Below are 19,259 nucleotides of genomic sequence, written 5' to 3' on the forward strand. Positions count from 1 at the left end.
CGCGTGGGGTTTCGATGCTGCGGCGCGCCAATCCGGGCGCGGCGCGCGTGAGGGGGGACGCGTCGGTGCGAAGCGTCAGAAAGGCTGGCGGGTCAGCAGCGCGAGCTGCTCGAGCAGCTTTGCCGCCGGACCGGGCAGGATCCCGTGGCGGCGGCGGAACGCGGTCAGCGTGCGGGTCGCGGCGACGCCTTCGACGGGCAGCGTATCGATCGTGCGCGCGCGGCGCTCCGCGCGATACATCGGCTCGGCCATCCAGCTCAGGAAGCCCGCATGCGCGACGAGGCTCTTGAGCGCCGTTACCGAGCGGGTTTCGACGGCGACGTCAGGCGGCGCGAGCCCTTGCGCGTCGAACGCCGCGCGCATCTGCTCGTACGGCGCGGTGCCGCGTGGCGGGATCGCCCAGCGCGCGGCGCGCGTGTCGGCGAGCGCAAGCGGCATGCCGGCGCCGCGCAGCGGATGATCGGGCGCGGCGACGACGTGACTCACGTCGTTCCACCGGCATTCGGGGATCGCGACGACATCGTCGGTGTCCGGCACGCGCGTACTGAGCGCGACGTCGACCTCGTGTGTCAGGAGCGCTTCGACGAGCCGGTCCCACACGCCTTCGACGATCTCGATGCGCAGGTTGGGCCACCGGTCGAGCACGCGCCCGATCGCGACGGGCAGCACGAGGCTCGCGATGCTGCCGACCGCGCCGACCTTGATCGCGCCCTTCGCGAGCCCGCGCAGCGCGTCGATTTCTTCGCGCGCGTGCTCGGCCTCGTGCTGCAGGAGCGTCGCATGCGGCAAGAGCGCCTCGCCGATCGCGGTGAGCTGCATTCCCTTCGAATGACGCTCGAAGAGCGGCGCGCCGATCTGATCCTCGAGCCGCTTCAGGATGCGGCTCAGCGCGGGCTGCGTGACGTGCAGCGCGTCGGCCGCGCGGCCGAGGCTGCCGCTCGCGGCGATCGTCGTGAAGGCGCGCAGCTGGCGCAGATCGAAAGTCATGCTGTCACGTAATGGCTTATTGCAGAAAATACAGTATCGGGGAATGTGTCCGCCGTCGATACTGTGGAAATCGATAATGAGGAGACACGCACGCATGACCGCCCCCGACCTTCGCGCCGACGCACCGATGCGCACCCTGTACACGGTCCGCGACGCCGTAATCGATCTGCTGCGCCAGTTCGGCATCCACAAGGTATTCGGCAATCCGGGCTCGACCGAGCTGCCGATGTTTCGCGACTTCCCCGACGATTTCCAGTACGTGCTCGGCCTGCACGAGGCGGTCGTGGTCGGGATGGCGGACGGCTACGCGCAGGCGACGGGCAATGCCGCCGTCGTGAACCTGCATTCGGCGGCAGGCGTCGGCAACGCGATGGGCAACCTCTTCACCGCGTACAAGAACAGGACGCCGCTCATCGTCACGGCCGGCCAGCAGGCGCGCTCGATTCTGCCGTTCGAGCCGTTTCTCGCGTCCGTGCAGGCGGCCGAGCTGCCGAAGCCGTACGTGAAGTGGAGCATCGAGCCCGCGCGCGCGGAGGACGTGCCCGCGGCGATCGCGCGCGCGTATCGCGTCGCGATGCAGGAGCCGCGCGGGCCCGTGTTCGTGTCGATTCCGGCCGACGATTGGGACCGGCCCGCCGAGCCCGTGCCCGCGCGCACGGTGAGCGCCGAAGTGCGGCCCGCGCCCGACGCGCTCGCGCGCCTCGCCGACGCGCTCGACGCGAGCGAGCGCCCGGCGTTCGTGATCGGCGCGGCGGTGGCGCGCGCGGGCGCGTGGGACGAGGCGGTGCAGCTCGCCGAGCGGCATCGCGCGCGCGTGTTCGTCGCGCCGATGTCGGGACGCTGCAGCTTTCCCGAGGATCATCCGCTGTTCGCGGGCTTCCTGCCGGCGATCCGCGAGCGGATCGTCGAGCAGCTCGCGGGCCACGACTTCATCCTCGCGTTCGGCGCGCCCGCGTTCACGTATCACGTCGAAGGCTTTGGCCCGCACGTGCCCGCGGGCGCGACGCTTCACCAGCTCGTCGACGATCCGTCGGTCGCCGCGTGGACGCCCGTCGGCGACGCGGTCGTCGGCAATCTGAGGCTCGCCGCACGCGATCTGCTCGCGCGTCCCGCGCCGCGTGCGCGGCCGATGCCCGCGCCGCAGGCGCCGCGCGAGCGCGTCGGCCCGGGCGCGCCGGGCGGGCGGATGCCGGTTGCGTTCGCGCTGCAGACGCTCGCCGACGTGCGCGATTCAAGCGACGTCGTCGTCGAGGAAGCGCCGAGCGCGCGGTCGGTGATGCAGCGGCATCTGCCGTTCACGCGCCGCGACACGTTCTACACGATGGACAGCGGCGGTCTCGGCTACGGCATGCCGGCCGCGGTCGGCGTCGCGCTCGCGCAGCCGGGGCGGCGCGTGATCGCGCTGATCGGCGACGGCTCCAGCCTCTATTCGATCCAGGCGCTCTGGAGCGCCGCGCACCTGAAGCTGCCGATCACGTTCGTGATCCTGAACAACGCGCGCTACGCGGCATTGCAGGACTTCGCGCCCGTGTTCGGCTTTCGCGAAGGCGAGCCGGTGCAGGGCACCGCGCTGCCCGATCTCGATTTCGTGTCGCTCGCGCATGGGATGGGCTGCGCGGGCGTGCGCGTCGCTGCCGGCGCGCGCCTGCGCGATGCGCTCGAACAGGCGCTCACGTCGCCGACTCCCGTCGTTGTCGACGTCGAGATCGCGTGACGCGCGCGGTCGCGCCGTTGTTGCATCCATCGCATGATCACGCATTGCAAGCGTTAACAAGCAACCCGAAGGAGAACACCCGCATGCAGGACATCTCGATGCTGATCGGCGGAGAGCGCCGCTCGGCCACGGGCGGCGCGACGTTCGAGCGCCGCAATCCGCTCGACGGCGAAGTCGCGACGCGCGCGAGCGCCGCGACCGCCGACGATGCGCGCGCGGCCGTCGACGCCGCGGCGGCCGCCTTCGCGCCGTGGGCCGCGCTCGGCCCGACCGCGCGCCGAGCGCTGCTCCTGAAGGCGGCCGCCGCGCTCGAAGCGAAGCGCGACGCGTTCGTTGCCGCGATGGCGGCCGAGACGGGCGCCTCGGCGATCTGGGCGCAGTTCAACGTGCAGCTCGCCGCGAACGGCCTGATCGAAGCGGCCGCGCTGACGACGCAGATCGGCGGCGAGCTGATTCCGTCCGACGTGCCGGGCTCGCTCGCGATGGGCGTGCGTCAGCCGGCGGGCGTCGTGCTCGGCATCGCGCCGTGGAACGCGCCCGTGATCCTCGGCGTGCGCGCGATCGCGCTGCCGCTCGCGTGCGGCAACACCGTCGTGCTGAAGGGCTCGGAGCTGTGTCCGGCGACGCACGGGCTCATCGTCGATGCGCTGCAGGAAGCAGGGCTGCCGCCCGGCGTCGTGAACTTCGTGACGAACGCGCCCGCCGACGCCGGCGCGATCGTCGACGCGATGATCGCGCACCCGGCCGTGCGCCGCGTGAACTTCACGGGCTCGACGCGCGTCGGCCGGATCATCGCCGAGCGCTGCGCGCGGCATCTGAAGCCCGCTGTGCTGGAACTCGGCGGCAAGGCGCCGTTCGTCGTGCTCGACGACGCCGATCTCGACGCGGCCGTCGCGGCGGCCGCGTTCGGCGCGTTCGCGAATTCCGGGCAGATCTGCATGTCGACCGAGCGGATCATCGTCGATGCGCGGATCGCCGACGCGTTCGTCGCGAAGCTCGCCGACAAGGCCGCGTCGCTGCCGTTGGGCGATCCGCGCAACGGGCCCGTCGTGCTCGGCTCGGTCATCGACATGCGCACCGTCGAGCGCTGCAACGCGCTCATCGACGACGCGCTCGCGAAAGGCGCGGTGCTGCTCTGCGGCGGCAAGGCGGCGAGCACGCTGATGCCCGCGACGCTCGTCGATCGCGTGACGCCCGCGATGCGGATCTACGAAGACGAATCGTTCGGGCCGGTGAAGGGCATCGTGCGCGTCGCGGGCGAAGAGGAAGCGATCGCGTGCGCGAACGACAACGCGTTCGGGCTGTCGTCGGCGGTGTTCAGCCGCGACGTCGCGCGCGCGATGCGCGTCGCCGCGCGGATCGAATCGGGGATCTGCCACGTGAACGGGCCGACCGTCCACGACGAAGCGCAGATGCCGTTCGGCGGCGTGAAGGAGAGCGGCTTCGGCCATTTCGGCGGCCAGGCGGGCATCGCCGAATTCACCGATCTGCGCTGGATCACCGTGCAGACGGCGCCGCGCCACTATCCGTTCTGAACGATGACGACGATGAAGATTGCGATTCTCGGCGCGGGCGCGATGGGCTCGCTGTTCGGCGGCCTGCTCGCGGAAGAGGGGCGCGACGTGACGCTCGTCGACGTGAACGCCGCGCACGTCGACGCGATCGCGCGCGACGGGCTGCGGCTCGACACCGATCGCGGCGACCGGCGCGTCGCGCGGCTGCGCGCGCTGCGGCCGGACGACGTGCTGGCGGGTGCCGACGCGCCGCCCGACTTGCTGATCGTATTCACGAAGACGCTGCACACGCGCGCGGCGCTCGACGGCGTGCGCGCGCTGCTCGGCCCGCAGACGTTCGTGCTGACGCTGCAGAACGGGCTCGGCAACGTCGAGACGCTCGGCGAGTTCGTGCCGCTCGAGCGGATTCTCGTCGGCGTGACGACGTGGCCCGCCGATCTCGCCGGGCCCGCGCACGTGCGCTCGCACGGCGCCGGCTGGACCCGGCTGATGAGCGCGGACGGCGCGATGCGTCCGATCGTGCAGGCGAGCGCCGATGCGTTCGAGCGTGCCGGGCTGAACTGCGCGGTGGACGCCGGCGTGTGGGCGACGATCTGGGAAAAGGTTGGATTCAACGCGGCGCTCAACACGCTGTGCGCGGTCACGCGCTGCACGGTCGACGAACTCGGCGCGCGCGAAGACGGGCCGGCACTCGCGCTCGCGATCGTCGCGGAGGTGGCGGCGGTCGCCCGTGCGAAGGGCATCGGCGTCGACGAACGCAAGATGCGCGACAACGTGCTGCACGCGATCCGAGCGCACCCCGGACATCGGCCGTCGATGCTGCAGGACGTGCTCGCGGGGCGGCGCACCGAGATCGAGGCGATCAACGGCGCGGTGGTCGCGGCTGCGCGCGGGGTCGGCGTCGCGACGCCGCATGCGGAGACGCTGCTGCAGCTTGTCAGGCTGATCGACGCGCGCGTCGGATGACGCGGGCGCAGACGCAGACTCGGGCAGGCGTTCGGCCGGCCGTTCGCGCAGCCGCCGTTCCGATCGATGCATCGGCATCGGCATCGACAGCGCATGCATCGTCCGCCGTCGAGCCGACGTCGTCCGCATTCGTCAGGAGGATCGATGTGCACGCCGGCATACGACGTCCGCCGCGCGAGCGCATGCCAGCGGCGCTAGGGGTTTCCAATAATTCAACTAATCGAAATTAGTTTTACTATTCGTAAATTCGTAGCCTTGCGCCAGATCAATGTTTCGTCGTGCGGACGCCGCCAGCCGGCGCTGCGCGGCGGCTGCGCGAGGCCGATGAAGCCCTAGCGCCGCAGGGTTTGCCCGCGACATCGCAAACGGTTCCGAAGAAAGCCGGGCGGGGCGGGTCAGCGCGACGCGCCGATCCAGAGGACATTCAGGAGACGACATGCAGCACACCCCGACCCCGTGTTTCGCCGCGGCGCGCCGCCGCGTTCTTTGTTGTTCGACCGCCGCGCGCCGGAGGCTCGCATGAGCGCCCGTCACGGCAGCGCGCCGCTTGCGGTCGACATCGGCGCGACGCTCGACCACGGACCGTTCACCGCGATGCAGCGCATCGCCGTGCTGCTCGCCGCGTTCGCGATCGTGCTCGACGGCTTCGACAGCCAGCTGATCGGCTTCGCGATTCCCGTGTTGATCAAGGAGTGGGGAATCACGCGCGGCGCGTTTGCGCCCGCCGTCGCGGCGGGCCTGTTCGGGATGGGTGTCGGCAGCGCGTGCGCGGGCCTCTTCGCGGACCGCTTCGGCCGGCGCTGGGCGATCATCGGCAGCGTGTTCGTATTCGGCGCGGCCACGTGCGCGATCGGCTTCGCGCCGAACATCGCGACGATCGCCGCGCTGCGCTTCGTCGCCGGGCTCGGAATCGGCGGCGCGCTGCCGACCGCGACGACGATGACGGCCGAATACACGCCCGCGCGCCGCCGCACGATGATGGTGACGGCGACGATCGTCTGCGTGCCGCTCGGCGGGATGCTCGCGGGGCTGTTCGCGCACGAGGTGCTGCCTGCGTACGGCTGGCGCGGCCTCTTCTGGATCGGCGGCGCGCTGCCGCTCGCGCTCGGTTTGCTGCTCGTGCGCGCGCTGCCCGAATCGCCGCGCTATCTCGCGCGCAATCCGGCGCGCTGGCGCGAGCTCGGCGCGCTGCTCGTGCGGATGGGGCGGCCCGTCGCCGACGGCACCGCGTTCACCGATCTCGCCGAAGCGCGCGCGCACGAAGGCCAGCAGCGCGGCATGCGCGTGCTGTTCTCGGCCGGCTACGCGCGCGACACGATCGCACTGTGGTGCGCGTTCTGCATGTGCCTGCTCGCCGTCTACAGCGCATTCAGCTGGCTGCCGACGATGCTGACTTCACAGGGCTTGAGCGTGTCGGTCGCGGGTTCGGGACTCACCGCGTACAACCTGGGCGGCGTGCTGGGCGCGCTCGGCTGTGCATTCGCGATCGGACGTTTCGGGTCGCGCTGGCCGCTCGCGTTCTGTTGCGCGGGCGGCGCGGCGAGCGCCGCGTGGCTGCTCGGCGTCGATGCGGCGAGCCACACCGGCTGGCTGATCCTCGGCCTCGGCGCGCACGGCTTCTTCGTCAACGCGGTGCAATCGACGATGTACGCGCTCTGCACGTTCATCTACCCGACGCCCGTGCGCGCGACGGGCACCGCGGGCGCCGTCGCGTTCGGCCGCACCGGCGCGATTCTGAGTGCGTTCGCGGGCGCGTACGTGATCTCGGCGGGCGGCGCGAACGCGTATCTGACGATGCTCGCCGCCGCGATGACGGTCGTGCTCGTCGCGCTGCTCGCGCTGCGCCGGCACATCCCGCGGCTGCGCCGCGGCGGTCTGCCGGCGAGCGACGAGCTCGCGCACACGGCGCCCTGACGCGCGGCCGTCCGCATGGACGGACGGCGCGTGCTACAGCGTCGTCCGCACGTGCCAGAGCTCGGGAAACAGCACGACGTCGAGCATCTTGCGCAGATACGGCGCGCCGCTCGTGCCGCCCGTGCCCTGCTTGAAGCCGATGATCCGCTCGACCGTCGTCACGTGGCGGAAGCGCCACTGGCGGAACGCGTCTTCGAGATCGACGAGCTCTTCGGCCATTTCGTACAGCTCCCAGTGCGCGTTCGGCTCGCGGTAGACCGCGAGCCACGCGGCCTCGACCGTCGGATCGTGGCGCGTCGGCTGCGACCAGTCCGCATCGAGCCGCTCGGGCGCGATCGGAAAGCCGCGGCGCGCGAGCAGGCGAATCACTTCGTCGTACAGCGACGGCGCCCGCAGCGACGCCTCGAGATGCGCGTAGATTTCCGGCCGGTGCGCGTGCGGACGCAGCATCTGCTCGTTCTTGTTGCCGAGGATGAACTCGAGCTCGCGATACTGATAAGACTGGAATCCCGACGACGCGCCGAGATACGGCCGCATCGCCGAATACTCGGACGGCGTCATCGTCGCGAGCACGTTCCACGCCTGCACGAGTTGCTCGAGCACGCGCGACACGCGTGCGAGCATCTTGAACGCGGGCGGCAGCGCGTCGTCGCGGATCGACGCGAGCGCCGCGCGCAGCTCGAAGAGGGCGAGCTTCATCCACAGCTCGCTCGTCTGATGCTGGATGATGAACAGCATCTCGTTGTGGTCCGGCGAGCGCGGATGCTGCGCGTCGAGCACCGTCGACAGCGACAGGTAGTCGCCGTAGCTCATCGATTGCGAGAAGTCGAGCTGCGCGTGGTGCCAGCCGGCCGGCGCGTCTTCGCCTTCGGCGACGGGCACGTGCGGCGCTTCGTGCGCATGGGCGCCGGCGAACGGGCAGCCGGGCGCGTTACCGTCGCCGGGCGGTTGCATGTGACCTGAATTCACGGTTGTCTCCCTTGAGAATGCATTGCGGGGTGAGCGACGAGTCGCGGCGTGGCGCGGACGGCGCGCGACCGGGCCGGCTCAGGTCACCTCGGCGCGCGTCGCGAATTCGGGCGCGCGCCATGCGTCGGTTTCGAGGATGTCGCGCAGCGTCTCCACCGCGTCCCACGCGTCGACGAAGCGCGTGTAGAGCGGCGTGAAGCCGAAGCGCAGGATGTGCGGCTCGCGGTAGTCGCCGATCACGCCGCGCGCGATCAACGCCTGCATCACTTCGTAGCCGTGCGGATGCTCGAAGCTTGCCTGCGAGCCGCGCTGATGATGCGCGCGCGGCGTGACGAGCTTGAGCGGCTGGCCCGCGCAGCGCGATTCGACGAGCGCGATGAACGCGTCGGTCAGCGCGAGCGACTTGCGGCGGATCGCATGCATGTCGGTCTGCGCGAACACGTCGAGCCCGCATTCGACCATCGACATCGACACGATCGGCTGCGTGCCGCACAGAAAGCGCGCGATGCCCGGATCGGGCTCGAACGTCGGCTGCATCGCGAACGGCGCGCGATGGCCCCACCAGCCGGAGAGCGGCTGCTCGAACGCATGCTGATGGCGCTTCGGCACCCAGACGAACGCGGGCGAGCCGGGGCCGCCGTTCAGATACTTGTACGTGCAGCCGACCGCGCCATCCGCGAGCGCGCCGTTCAGGTCGACGGGCACGGCGCCCGCCGAATGCGCGAGATCCCACAGCATCAGTGCGCCCGCCTGGCGGACCGTTTGCGTGACGGACGGCATGTCGTGCATGTAGCCCGTCCGGTAGTTCACGTGCGTGATCATCGCGACGGCGGTTTCGTCGTCGAGCGCGTCGGGCAGGTCGGCGGGATCGTCGACGAGGCGCAGCGCGTAGTCGCCGCCGAGTTGCGCGATCAGGCCCTGCGCGATGTACAGGTCGGTCGGAAAGTTCGAGCGCTCCGACACGATCACGCGACGCTTCGGCGCGTGCCGCGCCTGGTGGCGCAGCATCGCGGACAGCAGCTTGAAGAGGTTGATCGAGATCGTGTCGGTGATCGCGATTTCGCCCGCCGCCGCGCCGACGAGCGGCGCGAGCCGGTCGCCGAGGCGGCGCGGCAGCGCGAACCAGCCGGCCGTGTTCCAGCTGCGGATGAGGCCTGCGCCCCATTCGGCGCCGATCACCTGCTGCGCGCGGGCGGCCGCGGCGCGCGGCTGCGCGCCGAGCGAATTGCCGTCGAGATAGATCACGCCGTCGGGCAGCGCGAACTGGTCGCGCAGCGACGCGAGCGGGTCGTCGCGGTCGAGCGCGAGCGCTTCTTCACGTGTTTTCATGATGTCGAACCTGGTTGGGAAAGGGGGCGCGGTCTCAACGCGGCGCGCCGGGCAGCGGGCGCAGCACCGCGCGCACGGGGCTCGCGTCGAGCGTCGCGAACTTGAGCGGCAGCGCGATCAATTCGTAGTCGCCCGCCGCGATGTCGTCGAGCACGAGTCCTTCGAGAATCGCCATCCGGTGCGCGCGAATGCGCCGGTGCGCGTCCATCGTCTTCGATTCCTGCGGGTCGAGCGACGGCGTGTCGATGCCGACGAGGCGCACACCGTGTGCGGCGAGCAGATCGATCGTGTCCGGCGCGACCGCGCAGAACGCGCTGTCCCACGCGCGCTGCGGCGCTTGCCGGTACGTGCGCAGCAGCACGCGCGGCGGCGCGTCGGCGAGCGCAGCGCGCACGTCGTCGGGCGCGACGACGGGGCCGGCGTCGATGCAATGGATCACGCGGCATCGCCCGAGATACACGTCGAGCGGCACCGCGCCGATCGGCGCGCCGTGCTCGTCGTAATGGAGCGGCGCGTCCGCGTGCGCGCCCGTGTGCGGCGACAGCGTGATGCGCGCGACGTTGACGGGCGAGCCCGCCTCCATCCGCCACACGCGCTCGACGCCGACGGGCGTGTCGCCCGGCCAGACGGGCGTTTCGGGGTCGATTGACGGGGAGATGTCCCAGATCGTGTCCATGCGATATCGAAGAACGTTGGATGCTTCGGATGATAGGCAAACACGCGAGGCAGGTGCTTGCGAAATAAGCATGGACAATCCACTAATATGGCAGATAATTCGAAACAGATCTAAAACGGAGACCAAAAATGCATGCGATCACGCTGGACGCAACCGATTGCCGTATTCTCGCGGTCCTGCAGCAGGAAGGCCGGATCAGCAACCTCGACCTGGCGGAGCGCATTTCGCTGTCGCCTTCCGCCTGCCTGCGGCGGATGCGGCTCCTCGAAGAGCAGGGGGTGATCGAACGCTATCGCGCGTGCCTGAGCCGCGAGAAGCTCGGGTTCGAGCTGGAGGCGTTCGTGCAGGTGTCGATGCGCAACGACCAGACGCAATGGCACGAGCGTTTCGCGGAAGCGGTGCGCGAATGGCCGGAGGTGGTCGGCGCATTCGTCGTGACGGGCGAGACGCACTATCTGCTGCGCGTGCTCGCACACAACCTGAGGCACTACTCCGATTTCGTGCTGAATCAGTTGTACAAGGCGCCCGGCGTGCTCGACATCCGCTCGAACATCGTGCTGCAGACGCTGAAGGACGAAGCGGGGCCGCCCGTCGCGCTCGCGCGCACGGGCGCCGTCAAAGTCGTGTGAGACGGTGGAAGCCGCCGCTCTGGAACACGAGCGGCGCGAGCGACGCGGCGTCGGGGTGCACGCCGCAGCGTTCGACCTCGCCGACGAAGATCACGTGGTCGCCTTCGTCGTAGCGGCTGCGGTTGTGGCATTCGAACCACGCGAGCGCGCCGTCGAGCACCGGCATGCCGGTGTCGCCCTCTGCGTGCGACACGCCTTCGAAGCGGTTGCCCTTCAGCGTCGCGAAGCGCATGCACAGATCGTGCTGCGACGCGGCGAGCACGTTGACGACATAATGGCTGTTCGTGCGGAACACCGGCATCGACGCCGACTTGTGCGCGAGGCTCCACAGCACGAGCGGCGGATCGAGCGACACCGAGTTGAACGAACTCGCGGTGATGCCGATCAACTGACCGGACGGCGCGCGCGTCGTGACGACGGTCACGCCGGTTGCGAACTGGCTGAGCGCCTGGCGGAATGCGCCGGCATCGAAATTCGGGGGGCTGGCCTGTTCTTTTTTCATCGCGTGACGGCCTCGAGCGACGAAAGCGCGCTGCGGCGAGCGGAACGGGCGGCGGCGCCGCGTGCGGAATGGCGGGAAGTGAGCAGGACGGTCATCGGAAAATTCGTCTGGTTGGGGACGATTTTAGCGGAATCGCGCGGAGCTGCGACGGGCCGCCGTGCCCGGCGAGTGGCCGACGCCACATTTTTCGCGGAATGCGTCGCGTGTTTTGGCGCGTGCGGACGCAGGTGCTGCGATGGCGACGCGATCTGCCGGCGGGGCGCGCATGCGCGTCGAGCCGCCGGAAAAGCATGGCGCGCGGCGGACACGTGCTGCACGCGGCGCGTGCAACGGACATAACGAACGAAAGGGAAACCGGTATGAGTCAAGCAACGAACGAAGTGGCCACGCTGGGCGGCGGTTGTTTCTGGTGCCAGGAGGCTGTGTTCCTGGACGTCGACGGCGTGACGGCCGTCGAATCGGGCTATGCGGGCGGCCGCACGCGCAACCCCGGCTATCGCGACGTATGCGGCGGCGACACGGGCCATGCGGAAGTCGTCAACGTGACGTTCGATCCGAGCCGGATCGGCTATCGCGAAATCCTCGAGATCTTCTTCGCGACGCACGATCCGACGCAGTTGAACCGCCAGGGCAACGACGTCGGCACGCAGTACCGGTCGGCGATCTTTACGCACTCGGACGCGCAGCGCGACACCGCGCTCGACTTGATTCGGACGCTCGAGCGCGACAAGCTCTACGACGATCCGATCGTCACGCAGGTCGAGCCGCTGAACGGCAACTACTGGCCGGCCGAGGCGTATCACCAGGACTACTACGCGCGCAATCCGGGGCAGGGCTACTGTTCGGTCGTGATCGGGCCGAAGCTCGCGAAGTTTCGCCAGAAGTTCGCGCGTCGGCTGAAGTCGCGCGGCGCTTGACGGCGGTGGGGCGAGCACGGGTGCATCGCGTGTCCGTGCAGCGCGTCGCCGTGCCGTGTCGCCGTGTCGTCGGTCCGGCGTGCCGCGGCGTGTTCGTGATCGCTTTTGCGGGCGCGATGCGGGCAGCGGCGTCGAGCTTCTTGCGTTGCCGTTCGCCATGAAAGGCGCAGGCTAAATGGCATGCGTGGCGAGTCACGCGCGTCTTGCCGTGTGCCGTGTCGGCACGTCGGCACGCATGGGTCGTCGCGCTTTTCTTTGCGAGTCTGACGCAGACAGCGGCGCCGGGCTTTTCGCCGCGTGGTCGACGGCGAATGGCGCCGGCTGTGAGCCGAACCCGACGGCCAACGCGAGCCGTACCGCTTCGCCACGTCGGTGTGCCAGGCTGCTGCGCTTCTCCGCGTTAGTGTGACGCGCGCAGCGGCACCGAGCGTTTCACGGCGTCGTCGACGGTGAATGGCGCCCCGGCCGCGGTCCGGGCTCGACGCAACGCGCGTTACGCCGCCTCGCCGCGCCAGCGCGCGCACGCGGCCGCGATCTCCTTCGCGAGCGCGATGCACGACAATGGGGCCGACCCTTCCGCTTTGTTGTTCACGGTGATGAGCACCGGCTGCCCGGCGAGCACGTAGCGCGCGGCAAGTTCCGCGAGCGCCGAGCGCGTGTGCGGATCCTCGTCGACGAGCCGATCGAACGGCTCGTACTTCGCCTTCGCCTGTTCGTACTTGAAGCCACTGTGCAGGCTCCAGCGGACGATGAGCGGGCCCGACGGCTCGCCGTCGAGGAGCGCGAGCGCTGCCGCCTGCCGCAGCGGATCAGGCATCTTCGCGTGCAGCCCGACGCAGTAGCGCACGCCCGCCGCCGCGAGCGCGCGGATGAAGCGCGGCGTCAGCAGGCTCGCGTCGCGGATCTCGACTGCGTAGCGCGGGCCGTCCGGATCGTCCGGCAGCGGCGGCAGCGCGCCGAGGAACGCGCTCAGGCGGTCGACGAGCGCGGCCGGGTCGGCGAGCATCGCGTCGGGCATCGGCGGGAACTGGAACACGAGTGCGCCCGCCTTCCGGCCGAGGCCTTCGACGCACGGGCGCACGAATTCGTCGGCGGCGAGCTGCGCGTTCAGGAACGCCGGGTTCGGGCCGGTCGGCTCGCCCCGCGCGCCGCGCAGCACGGCGTCTGTGACGAGCGCGGGCGCCTTGACGACGAAGCGGAAGTCGTCCGGCACCTGCTGCGCGTAGCGCAGATAGTCGGCGACCGTGAGCGGCGCGTAGAACGAGCGATCGAGGCTCACGCTCTTGAGGAGCGGATGCGCGCCGTACGCTTCGAGCCCTTCGCGCGACAGCTTCGATTGCGCGTAGTCGTCGCCGTAGACGATGTCCTTCCAGCCGGGGAAATACCACGACGACGTGCCGAGCCGCACGTGCGGCGGCAGTTCGCGGGCGGTGGCGGCGACTTCGTCGGAGATCGCGGCGGGTGCGACGCCGCGCCGGCGGGGGCGCTTCTTCGGCGGGGCGGCGGGGGGAGGCGCGTCGAAGCCGGGGAGCGGGGGCGTCGCGGCGGAGTCGGTGGGGGCGGCGGTATCGGCTGGCTTGCCCGGACCGTCGGCCTCGGGGTTATTCTCGGCTTTGGATTTGGCATCGGCATCGGCATCCGCATCCGCATCGGCATCCGCTTTGGCATCCGCATCCGCGCCGGCATCGACTTCGCCATTGGCGGCATCGCCGGCACCTGGCGCAGCACCGACCGCCGGCTCGGCGGTCCCCGCGACATCGTCCGGCAGCGGCGCATCGCTCGCCGCCGCATTGTGCGTCACGTCGCGCGGCTTGCCGTCCGCCGCGCGCTTTCGCTTCGCTCCCGATGCGGAAGCGGGCGAAGGGGGCGAAGCGGACGAAGAAGGCGGCGCCGGCAGCGGCTCCGCCCCGAACAGATCGAACTGATCGCTCGGCGCGTCGTCTTGTCGTCGTGGCTGCGCTGGTTTGCGCCGCGTGCTGCCGTCACCCATCCGTCATCGCAAAAAGGCGCCGCCCTCAGCGCGGCAGCGCGTGTTCGTACATGTAGCGCCGCGACCACGGCAGCGTCTTCGCGCTCTGCCCGGCCTTGCGGCACACGATCTGGAAGATCGACACGTCGTCGTGCTCGAATGCATACGCGCAGCCGGCCAGGTACACGCGCCAGATGCGGAATTTTTCGTCGTCGACGAGCTTTCTGGCTTCTTCGGCCTTCGCTTCGAAGTTCTCGGTCCAGATGTCGAGCGTGCGCGCATAGTGCCGTCGCAGGCTCTCGACGTCAACCGCCTCGAGCCCGCCGCGCTGCGCCGCTTCGAGCGCGAGGCTGATGTGCGGCAGCTCGCCGTCCGGGAACACGTAGCGGTCGATGAACTCGCCTCCGCCGAGCGCCGTTTCGCCGCTGTCGGCATCGGTCGACGTGATGCCGTGGTTCATCGCGACGCCGTCGTCCGCGAGCAGCTCGCGGATCCGCGAGAAGTAGAGCGGCAGGTTCTTGCGGCCGACGTGCTCGAACATCCCGACGCTCGTGATCCGGTCGAACTGGCCTTCGATTTCGCGATAGTCCTGCAGCCGGATGTCGATCTTGTCTTCGAGGCCGGCCTTCTTCACGCGCTCGGTCGCGAGATCGAACTGGTTTTGCGACAGCGTGACGCCGACGCAGCGCGCGCCGAACTTGCCCGCCGCGCGCAGCACGAGCGCGCCCCAGCCGCAGCCGATGTCGAGCAGGCGCTGGCCGGGCTGCACCTGGATCTTGGTGAGGATGTGGTCGATCTTCTTGATCTGCGCGGTGCCGAGGTCTTCGTCGCCGTTCTCGAAGTACGCGCACGAATAGACCATGTTCTCGTCGAGCCACAGCCTGTAGAACTCGTTCGACACGTCGTAGTGATACTGGATCGCCTTCTTGTCGGAGTGTTTCGAGTGATTGAAGTAGCGCCGCACGCGCGCGAGCTTGCTTGCGTTCGTCACCGTGCTGCGCGCGAGCGCGTAGCCGATGTCGATGATGTCGGCGAGCTTGCCCTCGATGTCGATCTTGCCTTTCACGTACGCCTCGCCGAGATTGTCGAGGCTCGGTTCGAGCAGCAGCGGCAGCGCCGACGCGCTGTTGACCTTGAGCGTCACCTGCGGCGCCGCGAACGTGCCGAAATCGAGTTGCTGCCCGTTCCAGAGGACGAGGCGCGCCGGTATGTTCGACTTCTCCCGTACTTCGTCCGCCCACTGTGCCAGTTTCTTTTCCCAGAACATTTGGAATCTCCGTTGTTCGTTGAAACGAAATGAAGCCTAGTTTTCGAGCGGGCGGCCGGCGTTCGGAATCGCCGACCGCCCGCGAGCAAAACGAAACGCACGGCAGGGCGGACGCGGTTGCGGGCGCGCCGCGGCGAACTACGGCGCGAGGCGCGTGATCTTCCAGCCGCTCGCCGACGCGCAATCGCGCGCATACAGCAGGCGGTCGTGGAGCCGCGACGGGCGGCCCTGCCAGAATTCGATCGAGGTCGGCACGAGACGGTAGCCGCCCCAGTGCGGCGGGCGCGGCGGATTCTCGCCGAAGCGCGCGCTGATTTCCTTCTCGCGAACCTCGAGCATCGCGCGGTTCTCGATCACCGCGCTCTGGTCGGACGCCCACGCGCCGATCCGCGAGCCGAGCGGCCGCGACGCGAAATAGCGGTCGCTTTCTTCTTCGCTCGTCTTCTCGATGCGTCCTTCGACGCGCACCTGCCGCTCGAGCTCGATCCAGTAAAAGAGGAGCGCCGCGTTCGGGTTGTGCGCGAGCTCGCGCCCCTTGCGGCTCTCGTAGTTCGTGAAGAACACGAAGCCGCGCTCGTCGACGCCCTTGATGAGGACGATCCGCGCGGACGGCCGCCCGGATTCGTCGACGGTCGCGAGCGTCATGGTGTTGGGCTCGGGCAACTGCGCGCTGAGCGCCTCCTTGAACCAGACGTCGAACTGGACGAACGGATTCGGATTCACGTCCGCGACGTCGAGCGACGCGCGGGAATAGTTGGTGCGGAGATCGGCAAGTGTCGTCATTGGTGTGCGAACGCTCAATCGGGGCCAGTATAGCGAAGGTGGAAAAAATCTGCGTTGCAACGGTTCGGCGCGTGTTTGCTACGGGGTGATCAGGCAAAATAGCGGGCTATCGCCTTTCGTTTCATTCAGCTTGTATGTCCCGTACCGACGCCATTGCAACGCCTCACGATCTTACTCCGCAGCTATCCGGACAGCTTGACGCGGATCGGGCGCGGCGCTTCGGCGGCGTCGCCCGGCTCTACGGCGTCGACGCGCTCGCCGCGTTCGAGCGCGCGCGCGTCGCCGTGATCGGCATCGGCGGCGTCGGCTCGTGGGCGGCCGAGGCGCTCGCGCGCAGCGCGGTCGGGGAACTGACCCTGATCGACCTCGACAACGTCGCCGAAAGCAACACGAACCGGCAGATTCACGCGCTCGACGGCAACTACGGCAAGCCGAAGGTCGACGCGATGGCCGAGCGGATCGCGCTCATCGATCCGGCGTGCCAGGTCGTGAAGATCGAGGATTTCGTCGAGCCGGACAATCTCGACGCGCTGCTTGGCGGCGGCTTCGATTTCATCGTCGACGCGATCGACAGCGTGCGCACGAAAGTCGCGCTGATCGCGTGGTGTGTCGCTCGCAGGCAGCCGCTCGTCACGGTTGGCGGCGCGGGCGGCCAGCTCGACCCGACCCGCATCCGGATCGACGATCTCGCGCAGACGATCCAGGATCCGCTGCTGTCGAAAGTGCGCGCGCAGCTGCGCAAGCAGCACGGCTTTCCGCGCGGGCCGAAAGCGAAATTCAAGGTGTGCGCCGTTTATTCGGACGAGCCGCTGATCTATCCGGAGGCGGCCGTGTGCGATGTCGACGACGTCGCGATGCACACGGCGACGGGCGCGCAGGCGCCGGGGCCGACGGGGCTCAATTGCGCGGGCTTCGGCTCGAGCGTGTGCGTGACCGCGAGCTTCGGCTTCGCGGCGGCGGCTTATGCGCTGCGCGCGCTCGCCGCGCGGGCGGGGCGATAACGCTCATCTTGACGCGCGAGGCGATCGCCGCCGGAGTTGCGTTCGCGCCTGGCGCGGAATTGTCTGAGCGCGATTGCGGCATGGCGCCGACGCGGCCCATTCATTGAAAGAAAGGACGGCGTAGCCGTCGTGAAATGGCGTTGAAAGAAAAAAGCGGCGGACGCGCAACGCGTGCCGCCGCATGGCCGCTCCGGCCTTAAGCCTCGGGTTCGTCAGTTCAGCGCCGCGCTCAGCTTGCGCCGCCACGCGGACACGAGCGTCGGCTGGTCCGCCGCGAGATCGAACACCGAAATCATCGTCTTGCGGCCGAGGTCGTCGCCGAACGTCCGGTCGCGCAGGACGATCTCCAGCAGCTGCTCGAGCGCGCCTTCGTACGCGCGCCGCGCGATCAGGGCCTGCGCGAGATCGAAGCGCGCTTCCAGATCGGCGGGGTTGCTCGCGATCCGCGCTTCGAGCGCGTCGGTCGGCGGCAGATCCGCGGCCGCGTCGAGCGCGTCGAAGCGCGTCTTGATCGCCTGGTAGCGGGCGTCCGCGCCGCCCGTTATCTGCGGCGACAGGCGCTCTGCTTCGGCGCGTGCTTCGTCGATCCGGTTCAGCGCGAGCAGCAGCTCGATGAAATCGAGGCGCGCCTCATCGTAGCCGGGATTCAGCGCGAGCGCATTTTCGAGGTGCGAAATCGCGTCGTCGATGCGTTCTTCGGCGAGCGCGACTTGCGCGGCGCGGCGTTCGGCTTCGTCGGGCGCGGGCACGAGACGGTCGAGGAACACGCGCAGTTGCCCCTCGGGCAGCACCCCGACGAACTGGTCGACCGGCTGCCCGCCCGCGAATGCGATCACGTGTGGAATGCTGCGCGTCTGGAAATGCGCGGCGAGCTCCTGGTTTTCGTCGACGTTCACCTTGACGAGCTTCCAGCGGCCTTCGTATTCGCGCTCGAGCTTTTCGAGCAGCGGACCGAGCGTCTTGCACGGACCGCACCAGGGCGCCCAGAAGTCGACCAGCACGGGGGCGGCAAGCGATGCTTCGATGACGTCTCGTTCGAAAGTGGCGAGCGTGGTGTCCATGGCGTCCTCGTCAGTATTGGATGAATGCACAATGAGGGTGCGCGGCCTTTTTTTCAATGCGCGCGGCGCTCGGGCAACGGAATCCAGTCGGTTTCGCCGGGTACCGTCCCCATCTCCTGCGCCGCCCACGCGCGCTTCGCGTGCTCGATCGCGCCGCGCGAGCTCGCGACGAAATTCCATTCGATGAAGCGCTCGCCGTCGAGCTTGTCGCCGCCGAGCAGCATCGCGCGCGCGCCGCCGGCGCTTGCGAGCGCAACCCGCGTGCCCGGCGCGAGCATCGCCATCTGCGCGGTTTCGAGCGGCGTGCCGTCGACGGTCAGGTCGCCGTCGACGAGATAGACCGCGCGCTCTTCGTGCTCGGCATCGAGCGCGAGTGCGCCGCCTGCCGCGAACACGGCGGCGACGTACAGTGTGCGCGAAAACGTCGTGACGGGCGAGCGCACGCCGAACGCGTCGCCCGCGATCACCGTCATCACGACGCCGTCGCGCTCGAGTTTCGGCAGCGTCGCGGCCGCGTGGTGCTCGAACGACGGCTCGCGCGTTTCGTGCGCGAGCGGCAGCGCGACCCAGGTCTGGATCCCGTGCACCGTCTGCCCGCTCGCGCGCGCCTCGTCCGGCGTGCGCTCCGAATGGACGATCCCGCGTCCGGCCGTCATCCAGTTGACGTCGCCCGGCACGATTTTTCGCACGGAGCCGAGGCTGTCGCGATGCATGATCGCGCCGTCGAACAGATAGGTGACGGTCGCGAGGCCGATGTGCGGATGCGGGCGCACGTCGAGGCCCGCGCCCGCGGGCTGCTCGGCGGGGCCCATGTGATCGAAGAAGATGAACGGGCCGACGGTGCGCGCGGCGAGCGCGGGCAGCGTGCGGCGCACGGTCAGGTTGCCGATGTCGCGGACGTGCGGCTTCAGGATGGCTTTGATCGAGTCGGTCATGGCGGGCGGCGTTCGGGGCGTTCGTGCGGCGGAATGCGAACCATTGTAACGGCGTAGCGGCGCTCGCGGCGGATGCGCTCGGGACGCGCGCGGCTGTCTGCAGGCTTGACGGAACGCCGGTAGACT

17 protein-coding genes are annotated in these 19,259 nt (G+C 69.3%); 7 read left to right on the forward strand and 10 right to left on the reverse strand.

Annotated features, from left to right (window positions below; translation table 11 throughout):
- Positions 1–75: 75 nt before the first annotated feature.
- Positions 76–987: a LysR family transcriptional regulator gene (locus WS70_RS04625; protein WP_059473663.1), complete on the reverse strand. Its 912-nt coding sequence runs from the start codon at positions 985–987 to the stop codon at positions 76–78.
- 94 nt (positions 988–1,081) lie between these two features.
- Between WS70_RS04625 and mdlC the strand changes: the two genes are divergently transcribed.
- The 4 genes from mdlC to WS70_RS04650 all read left to right on the forward strand — a co-directional run bounded on the left by mdlC (position 1,082) and on the right by WS70_RS04650 (position 7,095).
- The gene (gene mdlC / locus WS70_RS04630; protein ID WP_059473662.1) at positions 1,082–2,701 is read left to right on the forward strand and encodes a benzoylformate decarboxylase; all 1,620 of its coding nucleotides are present in this window, start codon (positions 1,082–1,084) and stop codon (positions 2,699–2,701) included.
- Positions 2,702–2,784: 83 nt separating this feature from the next.
- Complete coding sequence (locus WS70_RS04635) at positions 2,785–4,236, forward strand: aldehyde dehydrogenase (protein WP_059596728.1); 1,452 nt, start codon at positions 2,785–2,787, stop codon at positions 4,234–4,236.
- 12 nt (positions 4,237–4,248) lie between these two features.
- The gene (locus tag WS70_RS04640; protein WP_059596727.1) at positions 4,249–5,181 is read left to right on the forward strand and encodes a ketopantoate reductase family protein; all 933 of its coding nucleotides are present in this window, start codon (positions 4,249–4,251) and stop codon (positions 5,179–5,181) included.
- 456 nt (positions 5,182–5,637) lie between these two features.
- On the forward strand, positions 5,638–7,095 hold the full coding sequence (locus WS70_RS04650) for an MFS transporter (RefSeq protein ID WP_059596718.1): 1,458 nt from the start codon (positions 5,638–5,640) through the stop codon (positions 7,093–7,095).
- Between the two features lie 33 nt (positions 7,096–7,128).
- On the opposite strand, the gene kynA is transcribed toward WS70_RS04650, so the two are convergent.
- From kynA to kynB, 3 genes are all read right to left on the reverse strand, one after another.
- The gene (gene kynA, locus WS70_RS04655) at positions 7,129–8,049 is read right to left on the reverse strand and encodes a tryptophan 2,3-dioxygenase (protein ID WP_059473660.1); all 921 of its coding nucleotides are present in this window, start codon (positions 8,047–8,049) and stop codon (positions 7,129–7,131) included.
- A 93-nt stretch (positions 8,050–8,142) separates the two neighbouring features.
- On the reverse strand, positions 8,143–9,393 hold the full coding sequence (gene kynU, locus WS70_RS04660) for a kynureninase (protein ID WP_059473659.1): 1,251 nt from the start codon (positions 9,391–9,393) through the stop codon (positions 8,143–8,145).
- A gap of 34 nt (positions 9,394–9,427) precedes the next feature.
- Positions 9,428–10,069 carry an arylformamidase gene (kynB, locus tag WS70_RS04665; RefSeq protein WP_059473658.1) on the reverse strand — a complete coding sequence of 214 codons (642 nt, stop codon included), beginning with the start codon at positions 10,067–10,069 and terminating at the stop codon, positions 9,428–9,430.
- A 128-nt stretch (positions 10,070–10,197) separates the two neighbouring features.
- Here kynB and WS70_RS04670 point away from each other — a divergent pair, with 128 nt between their 5' ends.
- Positions 10,198–10,698 carry an Lrp/AsnC family transcriptional regulator gene (locus WS70_RS04670; protein ID WP_059473657.1) on the forward strand — a complete coding sequence of 167 codons (501 nt, stop codon included), beginning with the start codon at positions 10,198–10,200 and terminating at the stop codon, positions 10,696–10,698.
- On the opposite strand, the gene WS70_RS04675 is transcribed toward WS70_RS04670, so the two are convergent.
- The gene (locus tag WS70_RS04675) at positions 10,685–11,200 is read right to left on the reverse strand and encodes a flavin reductase family protein (RefSeq protein WP_059473656.1); all 516 of its coding nucleotides are present in this window, start codon (positions 11,198–11,200) and stop codon (positions 10,685–10,687) included. The two genes, WS70_RS04670 and WS70_RS04675, sit on opposite strands and share 14 nt — an antisense overlap.
- Before the next feature lie 359 nt (positions 11,201–11,559).
- Between WS70_RS04675 and msrA the strand changes: the two genes are divergently transcribed.
- Positions 11,560–12,117, forward strand: a complete 558-nt coding sequence (gene msrA, locus WS70_RS04685; protein WP_059473688.1) for a peptide-methionine (S)-S-oxide reductase MsrA — start codon at positions 11,560–11,562, stop codon at positions 12,115–12,117.
- 493 nt (positions 12,118–12,610) lie between these two features.
- Here the strand turns inward: msrA and WS70_RS04690 are convergent, their stop codons facing one another.
- The 3 genes from WS70_RS04690 to pdxH all read right to left on the reverse strand — a co-directional run bounded on the left by WS70_RS04690 (position 12,611) and on the right by pdxH (position 16,136).
- The gene (locus WS70_RS04690) at positions 12,611–14,107 is read right to left on the reverse strand and encodes a DUF72 domain-containing protein (RefSeq protein WP_059596717.1); all 1,497 of its coding nucleotides are present in this window, start codon (positions 14,105–14,107) and stop codon (positions 12,611–12,613) included.
- Positions 14,108–14,132: 25 nt separating this feature from the next.
- Positions 14,133–15,353: an SAM-dependent methyltransferase gene (locus WS70_RS04695; RefSeq protein WP_059473654.1), complete on the reverse strand. Its 1,221-nt coding sequence runs from the start codon at positions 15,351–15,353 to the stop codon at positions 14,133–14,135.
- A gap of 138 nt (positions 15,354–15,491) precedes the next feature.
- Positions 15,492–16,136 (reverse strand): pyridoxamine 5'-phosphate oxidase, encoded by a 645-nt coding sequence (gene pdxH, locus WS70_RS04700; protein WP_059473653.1) that lies wholly within the window; start codon positions 16,134–16,136, stop codon positions 15,492–15,494.
- 134 nt (positions 16,137–16,270) lie between these two features.
- Between pdxH and tcdA the strand changes: the two genes are divergently transcribed.
- On the forward strand, positions 16,271–17,137 hold the full coding sequence (tcdA, locus tag WS70_RS04705) for a tRNA cyclic N6-threonylcarbamoyladenosine(37) synthase TcdA (RefSeq protein WP_059473652.1): 867 nt from the start codon (positions 16,271–16,273) through the stop codon (positions 17,135–17,137).
- A 212-nt stretch (positions 17,138–17,349) separates the two neighbouring features.
- Here tcdA and trxA read toward each other — a convergent pair whose 3' ends face one another.
- Both trxA and WS70_RS04715 read right to left on the reverse strand, forming a co-directional pair.
- Complete coding sequence (gene trxA / locus WS70_RS04710) at positions 17,350–18,198, reverse strand: thioredoxin (protein ID WP_059473651.1); 849 nt, start codon at positions 18,196–18,198, stop codon at positions 17,350–17,352.
- 53 nt (positions 18,199–18,251) lie between these two features.
- Entirely contained in the window at positions 18,252–19,133 is an 882-nt protein-coding gene (locus tag WS70_RS04715) for a pirin family protein (RefSeq protein ID WP_059596716.1), read from the reverse strand.
- Positions 19,134–19,259: the final 126 nt, after the last annotated feature.

Origin of the sequence: Burkholderia mayonis (assembly GCF_001523745.2) — a bacterium.
GTDB classification, from domain to species: Bacteria; Pseudomonadota; Gammaproteobacteria; order Burkholderiales; family Burkholderiaceae; genus Burkholderia; species Burkholderia mayonis.

What these genes read in the sequence shown, in the direction of transcription:
- kynA (WP_059473660.1), bottom strand. Translation starts at nt 8,049, where the DNA reads ATGCAACCGCCCGGCGACGGTAACGCGCCCGGCTGCCCGTTCGCCGGC.
- tcdA (WP_059473652.1), top strand. Translation starts at nt 16,271, where the DNA reads ATGTCCCGTACCGACGCCATTGCAACGCCTCACGATCTTACTCCGCAG.
- mdlC (WP_059473662.1), top strand. Translation starts at nt 1,082, where the DNA reads ATGACCGCCCCCGACCTTCGCGCCGACGCACCGATGCGCACCCTGTAC.
- kynB (WP_059473658.1), bottom strand. Translation starts at nt 10,069, where the DNA reads ATGGACACGATCTGGGACATCTCCCCGTCAATCGACCCCGAAACGCCC.
- WS70_RS04690 (WP_059596717.1), bottom strand. Translation starts at nt 14,107, where the DNA reads ATGGGTGACGGCAGCACGCGGCGCAAACCAGCGCAGCCACGACGACAA.
- msrA (WP_059473688.1), top strand. Translation starts at nt 11,560, where the DNA reads ATGAGTCAAGCAACGAACGAAGTGGCCACGCTGGGCGGCGGTTGTTTC.
- WS70_RS04640 (WP_059596727.1), top strand. Translation starts at nt 4,249, where the DNA reads ATGAAGATTGCGATTCTCGGCGCGGGCGCGATGGGCTCGCTGTTCGGC.
- trxA (WP_059473651.1), bottom strand. Translation starts at nt 18,198, where the DNA reads ATGGACACCACGCTCGCCACTTTCGAACGAGACGTCATCGAAGCATCG.
- WS70_RS04670 (WP_059473657.1), top strand. Translation starts at nt 10,198, where the DNA reads ATGCATGCGATCACGCTGGACGCAACCGATTGCCGTATTCTCGCGGTC.
- WS70_RS04675 (WP_059473656.1), bottom strand. Translation starts at nt 11,200, where the DNA reads ATGAAAAAAGAACAGGCCAGCCCCCCGAATTTCGATGCCGGCGCATTC.
- pdxH (WP_059473653.1), bottom strand. Translation starts at nt 16,136, where the DNA reads ATGACGACACTTGCCGATCTCCGCACCAACTATTCCCGCGCGTCGCTC.
- WS70_RS04715 (WP_059596716.1), bottom strand. Translation starts at nt 19,133, where the DNA reads ATGACCGACTCGATCAAAGCCATCCTGAAGCCGCACGTCCGCGACATC.
- WS70_RS04635 (WP_059596728.1), top strand. Translation starts at nt 2,785, where the DNA reads ATGCAGGACATCTCGATGCTGATCGGCGGAGAGCGCCGCTCGGCCACG.
- WS70_RS04695 (WP_059473654.1), bottom strand. Translation starts at nt 15,353, where the DNA reads ATGTTCTGGGAAAAGAAACTGGCACAGTGGGCGGACGAAGTACGGGAG.
- kynU (WP_059473659.1), bottom strand. Translation starts at nt 9,393, where the DNA reads ATGAAAACACGTGAAGAAGCGCTCGCGCTCGACCGCGACGACCCGCTC.
- WS70_RS04625 (WP_059473663.1), bottom strand. Translation starts at nt 987, where the DNA reads ATGACTTTCGATCTGCGCCAGCTGCGCGCCTTCACGACGATCGCCGCG.